The following is a 9,814-nucleotide window of genomic DNA, read 5'->3' as shown; positions in this document are numbered from 1 at the left end:
GGTGGCGATGGTGGGGGGGGGGTTGGCGGGGGAGGGGTGTGGGGACAGGTCACGAACAAAACAGCATCACCCCCCCCCCCCCCCCCCCCCCCCCCCCGCCTCCTGCGTTTACTGCCCTGGTCAGAGCGTGATGAGAGCCTCCAGCGGCGCCCCGCGCAAGGCGGGTTCCAGCCGGTTCCGCCCGGCCAGGAAGCCGAGCTCCATCAGGACCGCCACTCCGGCCACCTCGGCCCCCGCCCGCCGGATCAGCTCCAGGGAGGCCTCGGCCGTACCGCCGGTCGCCAGCACGTCGTCTATGACCATGACGCGGTCGCCCGCGGCCAGGTCCTCGGCGTGCACCTCGATCTCCGCCGTGCCGTACTCCAGCTCGTACGCCTGCGAGAGCGTCGCTCCGGGGAGCTTGCCCGCCTTGCGTACGGGGATGAAGCCGATTCCGGCGCGGACCGCGACCGGGGCCGCCAGGATGAAGCCGCGCGCCTCCAGACCGACGATCTTCGTCGCGCCGTGCCGTACGCACAGTTCGGCGAGGGCGTCGGTCAGGGCCGCGAAGGCGGACGGGTCCGCGAGCAGCGGCGTGATGTCCTTGAACAGCACGCCCGGCTTCGGGTAGTCCGGCACATCACGGATGCGGCTGAGCAGCAGCTCCTGGGTGGAGACCGTCATCGGCGCTTCCCCCGGTTGTTGCGGGAGGGCTGGCGGCGCTGGCCGACAACCGCGCCCGCGGTCTCGGCCGCGTCGTCGTCATCGGCGCCGTCCTGCGGCTCGGCGTCCTGCGGCTCGCCCGTCTCGCCCTTGGCAGCGGAGGCGGCCCGCTTGGCGAGCACCCGCTTCTTGAGGGCCTTCATCTGCGGGTCGCGCTCCTTGAGGTCGGCGACCAGCGGGGTGGCGATGAAGATCGAGGAGTACGCACCGGCCGCGAGGCCGACGAACAGCGACAGCGAGATGTCGTTCAGCATGCCGGCGCCGAGGACGCCGCCACCGATGAACAGCAGGCCCGCCACCGGGAGCAGCGCGACGATCGTGGTGTTGATGGAACGCACCAGGGTGCCGTTGAGGCTCTTGTTCGCCATCTCGCTGTAGGTGAGCCTGGTCTGCTTGGTGATGCCGCGCTGGCCCTCCTTGAGACCGTCGAAGACGACGACGGTGTCGTAGAGGGAGTAACCCAGGATAGTGAGCAGACCGATCACGGTGCCCGGGGTGACCTCGAAGCCGACCAGTGCGTAGACACCGACGGTGATCGTGATGTCGTGGATCAGCGCGACGAGGGCCGCGAGCGCCATGCGCCACTCGAAGGCGATCGCCAGATAGATCACCACGAGGATCATGAACACGATCAGACCGGTCCACGCCTTGTTGGCGATCTGGTCGCCCCAGCTGGGACCGACCAGGTCGGCGTTGATGTCCTCGGCCGGGACCTTGAGCTCCTTGGAGAGCTGGCTCTTGATCGCGTCCGACTTCGCGGTGTCGATGCCGCTGATCTGGATGCGCAGGCCCTTGTTGCCGAGCTTCTGGACGATCGCGTCGTGGCCGGAGGCCCGCTCCGCGACCTCCTCCGCCTGGGCGACCGAGGCGCTGGTCTTCGGGGTGGTGAAGACCGCGCCGCCCTCGAACTCGATGCCCATCGTCAGACCCCGCACCGCCAGGCCCAAGATGGCCGTGATGGTGATCAGGATCGAGATGCCGTACCAGATCTTCCGCTTGCCGACGAAGTCGTAGCCGACCTCACCGCGGTAGAGCCGGGCGCCGAGATGACCGAGTCGCGACATCTCACGCCTCCTTCGGGTCGGTGGGGGCGGAGGTGCGGCGGGAGCGGCGCAGCGGCGGCTTGGCACCGAGTCGCTGCGGATCCAGACCGGACCACGGGTGGCCGTTGGCGAAGAACTTCTTGCGCGCCAGGAGCGTCATCACCGGCTTGGTGAACAGGAACACCACGACGATGTCGAGCAGGGTGGTCAGACCCAGCGTGAACGCGAAGCCCTGGACCTTGCCGACGGTCACGATGAACAGCACCGCCGCGGCGAGGAACGACACGAAGTCGGAGACCATGATCGTGCGCCGGGCGCGGGGCCAGGCCCGCTCGACGGCCGGGCGCAGCGTGCGGCCCTCGCGGATCTCGTCCCGGATCCGTTCGAAGTACACGATGAACGAGTCCGCGGTGATACCGATGGCGACGATGGCGCCACAGACCGCTGGCAGGTTCAGCGCGAAGTTGATGGCCGGCCCGAGCAGCGCCATGATCACGTACGTGAGGATCGCGGAGACCACGAGGCTCAGGATGGCGACCAGCGCCAGACCCCGGTAGTAGAGCACCAGGTAGATGATGACCAGCGCCAGACCGATGGCACCGGCGATCAGACCGGCGTGCAGCTGGTCGGCGCCGAGCGCGGCGGTGACGGTGGTGACGCTCTGCTCCTCGAAGGAGAGCGGCAGGGCGCCGTAGGAGAGCACGTTCGCCAGGTCGGTGGCGGAGCGCTGGTTGAAGCTGCCGGAGATCTCGGCGCTGCCGCTGAGCGTCTGGCTCACCGACGGGGCCGAGACGACCTGGCCGTCCAGGGCGATGGCGAACTGGTTCTGCGGGGACTGCTGCTTCGACAGCTTGCCGGTGATCGACTGGAACTTCTTCGAGCCCTTGCCCGTGAAGTCCATCTGGACGATCCACATGCCGCGCTGCTGGTCGATGACCGCCTTGGCCTTCTTGACGTCCGTACCCTCGATCTCGGCCGGGCCGAGGATGTACTTGGCGTCACCCGTCTGGCTGCAGGCCGCGATCGTGTCGGTGGCCTTGCTGCCGAAGGCGGCCTTGGCGCGGGACTCCTTGGTGGAGCAGTCCAGCGACTCGAAGTCCTTCTGGAGCTTGGCGACGGCGGCCGCGTCGTTGGCCGACGGGGTGGGCGGCGTCGTGCCCGGCTTCGAGGTGTTCGGCGTGCCCGGCGTCGACGGCGTGGTCTTCGGGGACGGCTTGCCGTCCGCCTTCAGAGCGTCGGTGACGGCGCGGCCCTGCGGCGTCGACTTCGAGCTCGGCTTGGCCGATGTCGTCGAGGACGGCTTGTTCTTGTCGCCGTTCTTGTCCGCGCCCTTGCTGGCCGAGGGGCTCGGCGTGGTGCTGGGCGCGGGCTTCGTCGGGGTGCCGGCGGCGACCGTCAGGACGGGCCGGAAGTAGAGCTTGGCGGTGGTGCCGACCTGCTGGCGGGCCTGCTCCGAGTTCGTCCCCTTGGGGATGTTGACGATGATGTTGCGATCGCCCTGGGTCTGGACCTCGGCCTCGGAGACACCCAGGCCATTGACACGACGGTTCATGATCGAAACCGCGGTGTCCATATTGGCCTTGTTGATCGCCTTTTCCTGGCCGGGCTCGGCCTTGGCCTTGAGCGTGATGCTCGTACCGCCGGCGAGGTCGATGCCCAGGCGCGGCGTCTTGTGCCCGGAGGCGAACATGCCGCCCGCGAGGGCCACCATGGCGATCAGGAACAGGACCAGGGTGCGCCCCGGCCTGCCCTGGGCCCCCGCCGGCCTTCGGCCCTTCTTCGGTGCTGCCACCTTGTCGTTTCTCCCTGTCCAACCGCCCGCGCCGGGTATGCGCCTGGGCGGCCACGAAGTGTTGTGGGGACGTCCCCCGTGGAAGTCGTCACCCTCGGCGGGACCGGCGGGCGCGGGTGCGCGCCCAGCGGTCCCCGAGAGGGGTTACTTCGCGTCCGACTCGCCGTCTGCCTTGCCGTCCTTGGGCGCGGCGGCGTCGTCCGCCTCGTCCTTCTTGCCCAGGTCGATCTTGCCGTCCGCCGGGGCGGCCTCGGCCGCGTCGTCGGCGTTCTCGGTCAGCGCCGAGGCGTCGTCCGGCACGGCCGGGAGGTCGGACGTCTCGCCCGAGTCGCCGTGCACGATGCGGTTGTACTCCTCGTCGGAGAGGACCGCGCCGATCGAGTTCTTCGCGTATACGGCGTGGACGCCCGGCGCCACCTCCAGGAGGACCGTGTCGTCGCCGATCTCCTTCACGGTGGCGTACATGCCGCCGATGGTGCGGACGCCGGTGCCGGACTGCATCTCATTGCGCATGGAGGCGGCCTGCTGCTGCTTCCTCTTCGCCGAGCGGGTCATGAGGAACATGGCCCCGATGAGGACGATGAAGGGGAGAAGGGTCACGAGACTCACGGGACGAACTTCCTTCGCACGACCGCGCAAGGAGTGCGGCCTGATCTGGGGGTGGGTATGCCGACCGGTAAATGTAAGGGCGGCATCGGCGGAGTCTAAGCGAGTCCGCACAGCTGGAACAACGCCCAGCATCCCACCGGGGTTCCTCCCCGCGCACCCACCCGCGCCGTCACGGCCCGAAGAGCCCCTGTTGTCCGCTTCCCGAGACGCCGCCCGGGCCCTGCTGGGGCGGGACGAGGCCGAGGTGCGCCCAGGCGGCGGGGGTGGCGACGCGCCCGCGCGGGGTCCGCGCGAGCAGGCCTTCCCGTACGAGGAAGGGTTCGGCCACCTCTTCGACGGTCTCGCGCTCCTCCCCCACCGCGACCGCCAGCGTGGACAGGCCGACCGGGCCGCCGCCGAACAGTTTCAGCAAGGCCTGCAGCACCGCCCGGTCCAGGCGGTCAAGGCCACGGCTGTCCACCTCGTACACCCGCAGGGCCGCCGCCGCGATGTCGCAGGTGATCACGCCGTCGGCCTTGACCTGCGCATAGTCCCTGACGCGGCGCAGCAGCCGGTTGGCGATACGGGGCGTGCCGCGCGAGCGGCCGGCGATCTCGGCCGCGCCCGCCGGGTCGATCTCCACGTCGAGGAGGCGGGCCGAGCGGTGGATCACGCGCTCCAGCTCGGCGGGCTCGTAGAACTCCATGTGTCCGGTGAAGCCGAAGCGGTCGCGCAGCGGGGGCGGCAGCAGCCCCGCGCGCGTGGTGGCGCCGACCAGGGTGAACGGGGGCAGCTCCAGCGGGATGGCGGTGGCGCCGGGGCCCTTGCCGACGATCACGTCGACCCGGAAGTCCTCCATCGCCATGTAGAGCATCTCCTCGGCGGGCCGCGACATCCGGTGGATCTCGTCGAGGAAGAGGACCTCCCCCTCCTGGAGGGAGGAGAGGATCGCGGCGAGGTCACCCGCGTGCTGGATCGCCGGGCCGCTGGTGATCCGGATGGGGGCGCCCATCTCGGCCGCGATGATCATCGAGAGCGTGGTCTTGCCGAGGCCGGGGGCGCCCGAGAGCAGCACGTGGTCGGCGGTGGCGCCGCGTGCGCGGGCGGCCCGCAGCACCAGGTCGAGCTGCTCGCGGACCTTCTCCTGGCCGACGAACTCGTCCAGGTCCTTGGGGCGCAGGGCGGCCTCGACGGCCTGGTCCTCGCCGTCGGCCACCGAGTCGACCAGCCTCGGGTCGGTGGCGTCGGCTCCGGTCTCGTCCCAGTTCATCAGTGTGGTTCTCTCGTCGGCTCGGTCAGCGGGCGCGGTTGAGGGTCTGCAGCGCGGCCTTCAGGAGCGCTCCGATGTTCGGGGTCTCGGCTGCCTCGGCCTGCGGGGCGACGGCGGCGACCGCCTCGTCGGCCTCCCTCGTCGCATAGCCGAGGCCGATCAGGGCGGCGTGCAGCTGGTCGCGCCAGCCCGCCGTGACCGGGGCGCCGGCGGCCGGGGCGCTGCCGACGGGCGCGCCGAGCCGGTCCTTCAGCTCGATGAGGAGCTTCTGGGCGCCCTTCTTGCCGATGCCGGGGACGGCGGTCAGCGCCTTCTCGTCGCCGGAGGCGAAGGCCCGGCGCAGCGCGTCCGGCGTGTGCACCGAGAGGACCGCCTGGGCGAGCCGGGGACCCACCCCGTTGGCGGTCTGGAGCAGTTCGAAGACCTGCTTCTCGTCGTCGTCCGCGAAGCCGTACAGCGTCAGTGAGTCCTCCCGGACGACCAACGACGTGGCCAGCTTGGCCTGTTGGCCGATACGGAGACCGGCAAGCGTGTTCGGAGTGCACTGGAGGGCCATGCCGACGCCGCCGACCTCGACCACCGCGGTGTCGGGGGCGAGGGCGGCGACCGGGCCGCTGACGAAGGCGATCATCGCGTGACCTTCTTTACGGAGAGTTGGGCACGGCGGGCCTGCTCGTGCGCCTGTTGCAGGCGGTTGACGGCGGGGGCGCGCCAGATGTGGCAGATGGCGAGGGCCAGCGCGTCCGCCGCGTCGGCCGGTTTCGGTGGGGCGTCCAGCCGGAGGAGGCGGGCCACCATCGCTCCGACCTGGTCCTTGTCGGCCCGGCCGCTGCCGGTGACGGCGGCCTTGACCTCGCTGGGGGTGTGCAGGGCGACCGGGATGCCGCGGCGGGAGGCGCAGAGCATGGCGACGGCGCTCGCCTGGGCGGTGCCCATCACCGTACGCACGTTGTGCTGGCTGAACACCCGCTCCACGGCGACGAATTCGGGCCGGTGCTCGTCGAGCCACTGCTCGATGCCCTGCTCGATGGCGACGAGGCGGTGGCCCAACTCGGCGTCCGCGGGCGTCCGTACGACACCGACGCCCAGCATGGTGAGCGACCGGCCCGCGACCCCCTCGACGACGCCCACGCCACACCGCGTCAGTCCGGGGTCCACTCCGAGTACGCGCACGGCCCCTCCCCTCGGTGATCTTCGACTTGCTGCCAGGCTATCCGCTGCCACTGACAACAGCGGCGGGCCGGTGGGACGTGTCCCATCGGCCCGCCGAAACCGCTCAGCTCGCGGCAGCGTTACGCGTCGACCTTCTCCATGACCTCGTCGGAGACGTCGAAGTTGGCGAAGACGTTCTGCACGTCGTCGCTGTCCTCCAGCGCGTCGATCAGCTTGAAGATCTTGCGCGCGCCCTCCTCGTCCAGCTCGACCTGCATGGTCGGGACGAAGTTGGAGTCGGCCGAGTCGTAGTCGATGCCGGCGTCCTGGAGGGCCGTGCGGACCGCGACCAGGTCGGTGGCCTCGGAGATGATCTCGAAGGAGTCACCGAGGTCGTTGACCTCTTCGGCGCCCGCCTCCAGGACCGCGTCGAGGACGTCGTCCTCGGAGAGCTCGCCCTTGGGGAGGACGATGACGCCCTTGCGGTTGAAGAGGTACGAGACGGAGCCCGGGTCGGCCATGTTGCCGCCGTTGCGCGTCATGGCGACGCGGACGTCCGATGCGGCACGGTTGCGGTTGTCGGTGAGGCACTCGATGAGCACCGCGACACCGTTGGGGCCGTAGCCCTCGTACATGATCGTCTCGTAGTCGGCGCCGCCCGCCTCAAGACCGGCACCGCGCTTGAGCGCGGAGTCGATGTTCTTGTTGGGCACCGACTGCTTCTTCGCCTTCTGCACGGCGTCGAAGAGGGTCGGGTTGCCGTCGATGTCGGCGCCGCCGGTGCGGGCCGCCACCTCGATGTTCTTGATCAGCTTCGCGAAGAGTTTGCCGCGCTTGGCGTCGATCACGGCCTTCTTGTGCTTCGTCGTAGCCCATTTAGAGTGGCCGGACATCTGCCTGTCTCCTTCGCGTAACCAATTCTGCGTCGTTCGGCAGAGATCCTACCGGGAGCCGGTCATCGGGCGTCGCGCACCATGTCCACGAAGAGGGCGTGCATCCGGTGGTCGCCGGTCAGCTCGGGGTGGAACGAGGTCGCGAGGGCGTTGCCCTGGCGCACCGCCACGATGTGGCCGCCGTGCTCCGCGAGGACCTCGGTCCGCGCGCCGACCGACTCCACCCAGGGCGCCCGGATGAAGACGCCGTCGACAGGGCCGACTCCGGTGACCTCCACGGTGGCCTCGAACGACTCGTTCTGCCGTCCGAAGGCGTTGCGGCGCACGATCATGTCGATGCCGCCGATCGTCTCCTGGCCCGAGCGCGGGTCGAGGATCTTGTCGGCGAGCATGATCAGGCCGGCGCAGGTGCCGTAGACGGGCATGCCGTCGGCCACGCGCGCGCGGAGCGGCTCCATCAGCCCGAAGAGGACCGCGAGCTTGGAGATCGTGGTGGACTCGCCGCCGGGTATGACCAGGCCGTCCACCTCGGCGAGCTCCTCGGGGCGCCGGACCGGCCTGGCCACGGCGTCCGCCGCGGCCAGGGCGATCAGGTGCTCCCGTACATCGCCCTGGAGAGCCAGGACGCCGATAACGGGGGTGTTCGTCATGAGGTGATTACCAGCCGCGGTTGGCGTAGCGCTCGGCCTCGGGGAGGGTGTCGCAGTTGATGCCGACCATGGCCTCGCCCAGGTTGCGGGAGGCGTCCGCGATGATCTTCGGGTCGTCGTAGAAGGTGGTGGCCTTCACGATGGCGGCGGCGCGCTTGGCCGGGTCGCCCGACTTGAAGATGCCGGAGCCGACGAAGACGCCCTCGGCGCCGAGCTGGCGCATCAGCGCGGCGTCGGCCGGGGTGGCGACGCCACCGGCGGAGAACAGCACCACCGGGAGCTTGCCGAGCTCGGCGACCTCCTTGACCAGCTCGTACGGGGCGCGCAGGTCCTTGGCGGCGGCGTACAGCTCGTTGTTGTCGAAGCCGCGCAGCTTGGCGATCTCGTTCTTGATCTGGCGCAGGTGGCGGACGGCCTCGACGACGTTGCCGGTGCCGGCCTCGCCCTTGGAACGGATCATGGCCGCGCCCTCGGCGATACGGCGCAGGGCCTCGCCCAGGTTGGTGGCGCCACAGACGAACGGGGTCGTGAAGGCGAACTTGTCGCTGTGGTTGACCTCGTCGGCCGGGGTGAGGACCTCGGACTCGTCGATGTAGTCGACGCCGAGGGACTGCAGCACCTGGGCCTCGACGAAGTGCCCGATGCGGGACTTGGCCATGACCGGGATGGAGACGGCCTCGATGATCTCTTCGATCATGTTGGGGTCGGACATCCGGGCGACGCCGCCGTCCTTGCGGATGTCGGCCGGGACCCGCTCCAGGGCCATGACCGCCACGGCGCCCGCGTCCTCGGCGATCTTCGCCTGCTCGGCGTTGACCACGTCCATGATCACACCGCCCTTGAGCTGCTCGGCCATGCCGCGCTTCACGCGCGCGGTGCCGGTCTCGGGGGTGTGGGCGCTGTTGGAGAGGGTGCTGGACACGGGACCTCGCTGGGGTGAAGAAGGGGGTGGAGCAGGGTTCTCTACTGCCCAGAGGGTGGCCCTGTGGACCAGTCCACAGCAAGGGCCAATGTGGAGGCGGTGGATCGTTTTGCCTGGCCGGTTGGCTGGCGGGCGCGGTCTGCGCGGGTGCCTCTTCGGTTACGGCTACGAGCCCGGGCGGTCCGCGAGTGCGACCGGAGGCTCGTCGTCCATCTCGAAAGCGAGGGGGAACGGGGCGTGCCCGGCCAGCCGGAACCAGCGGACCGTGCGGTGCCTGCGCAGGGCGCGGGCGGCGCGTACGGCGTCGTTGTGGAAGCGGCGGGCCATCGGGACCCGGCGTACGGCCTGGGCCAGCTCCTCCGCCGCGTCCACGCCGCCGGGGGCCTCGCGGACCGCCTCCATCTGGGCGGGCTCGCCGAAGACGGCCCGCAGCGCCTGGCTGAGCTCGCTCTCGGTGACCTCCCGGTGCTCCTCCTCGGCCTGGCGCGCCGCGTGCGCCGCCTCGTACAGCACGATGGACGCGGCGGGGTCCAGGACGCCGGAGGTGGCCAGTTCCTGGGTGACCGAGGCGCGGCGCAGCAGCTGGGCGTCGAGGGCGGCGCGGGCTGCGTCGATGCGGGCGTGCAGGCGGTCGAGGCGGCCGGCGGTCCAGCTGAGGTAGAGGCCGGTCGCCACGAGGGCGACGACGATCCAGATGAGGGTTACGGTCACGGGCGGCAAGGCTACCGGGCCCCCGCCCCGCCCCTTCCCGCTGCCGCGTGGCCTGCGGGTGGGTTGAGGTGGGTTTCCCGGGGGCTACGCC

11 protein-coding genes are annotated in these 9,814 nt (G+C 70.3%); all 11 read right to left on the bottom strand.

What is annotated here, in order from left to right; genetic code table 11:
• Window positions 1–120: 120 nt before the first annotated feature.
• Window positions 121–663 (bottom strand): adenine phosphoribosyltransferase, encoded by a 543-nt coding sequence (locus ACZ499_RS20945; RefSeq protein ID WP_468676910.1) that lies wholly within the window; start codon window positions 661–663, stop codon window positions 121–123.
• On the bottom strand, window positions 660–1,766 hold the full coding sequence (gene secF / locus ACZ499_RS20940; protein ID WP_468409000.1) for a protein translocase subunit SecF: 1,107 nt from the start codon (window positions 1,764–1,766) through the stop codon (window positions 660–662). Before secF ends, ACZ499_RS20945 begins: the two co-directional genes overlap by 4 nt.
• 1 nt (window position 1,767) lies before the next feature.
• Window positions 1,768–3,537, bottom strand: a complete 1,770-nt coding sequence (gene secD, locus ACZ499_RS20935; RefSeq protein WP_468676909.1) for a protein translocase subunit SecD — start codon at window positions 3,535–3,537, stop codon at window positions 1,768–1,770.
• A gap of 144 nt (window positions 3,538–3,681) precedes the next feature.
• Window positions 3,682–4,146, bottom strand: coding sequence for a preprotein translocase subunit YajC (gene yajC, locus ACZ499_RS20930; RefSeq protein WP_468676907.1), 465 nt, complete (start codon window positions 4,144–4,146; stop codon window positions 3,682–3,684).
• A gap of 169 nt (window positions 4,147–4,315) precedes the next feature.
• Window positions 4,316–5,395: a Holliday junction branch migration DNA helicase RuvB gene (gene ruvB / locus ACZ499_RS20925; protein WP_385546806.1), complete on the bottom strand. Its 1,080-nt coding sequence runs from the start codon at window positions 5,393–5,395 to the stop codon at window positions 4,316–4,318.
• 25 nt (window positions 5,396–5,420) lie between these two features.
• Window positions 5,421–6,026 carry a Holliday junction branch migration protein RuvA gene (ruvA, locus tag ACZ499_RS20920; protein WP_468676904.1) on the bottom strand — a complete coding sequence of 202 codons (606 nt, stop codon included), beginning with the start codon at window positions 6,024–6,026 and terminating at the stop codon, window positions 5,421–5,423.
• The gene (gene ruvC, locus ACZ499_RS20915) at window positions 6,023–6,568 is read right to left on the bottom strand and encodes a crossover junction endodeoxyribonuclease RuvC (protein WP_468676902.1); all 546 of its coding nucleotides are present in this window, start codon (window positions 6,566–6,568) and stop codon (window positions 6,023–6,025) included. Before ruvC ends, ruvA begins: the two co-directional genes overlap by 4 nt.
• A 119-nt stretch (window positions 6,569–6,687) precedes the next feature.
• The gene (locus tag ACZ499_RS20910; RefSeq protein ID WP_385546797.1) at window positions 6,688–7,440 is read right to left on the bottom strand and encodes a YebC/PmpR family DNA-binding transcriptional regulator; all 753 of its coding nucleotides are present in this window, start codon (window positions 7,438–7,440) and stop codon (window positions 6,688–6,690) included.
• 62 nt (window positions 7,441–7,502) lie between these two features.
• The gene (gene pdxT / locus ACZ499_RS20905; protein ID WP_385546794.1) at window positions 7,503–8,090 is read right to left on the bottom strand and encodes a pyridoxal 5'-phosphate synthase glutaminase subunit PdxT; all 588 of its coding nucleotides are present in this window, start codon (window positions 8,088–8,090) and stop codon (window positions 7,503–7,505) included.
• 7 nt (window positions 8,091–8,097) lie between these two features.
• Window positions 8,098–9,012 (bottom strand): pyridoxal 5'-phosphate synthase lyase subunit PdxS, encoded by a 915-nt coding sequence (gene pdxS / locus ACZ499_RS20900; RefSeq protein ID WP_406345355.1) that lies wholly within the window; start codon window positions 9,010–9,012, stop codon window positions 8,098–8,100.
• 165 nt (window positions 9,013–9,177) lie between these two features.
• Entirely contained in the window at window positions 9,178–9,723 is a 546-nt protein-coding gene (locus ACZ499_RS20895; RefSeq protein WP_468676899.1) for a hypothetical protein, read from the bottom strand.
• Between the last annotated feature and the right edge of the window lie 91 nt (window positions 9,724–9,814).

It is taken from the genome of Streptomyces sp. NPDC031265, from assembly GCF_055570295.1.
The sequence above is the reverse complement of the archived record's forward strand: the minus strand, read 5'-3'. Positions and strand labels throughout refer to the sequence as shown.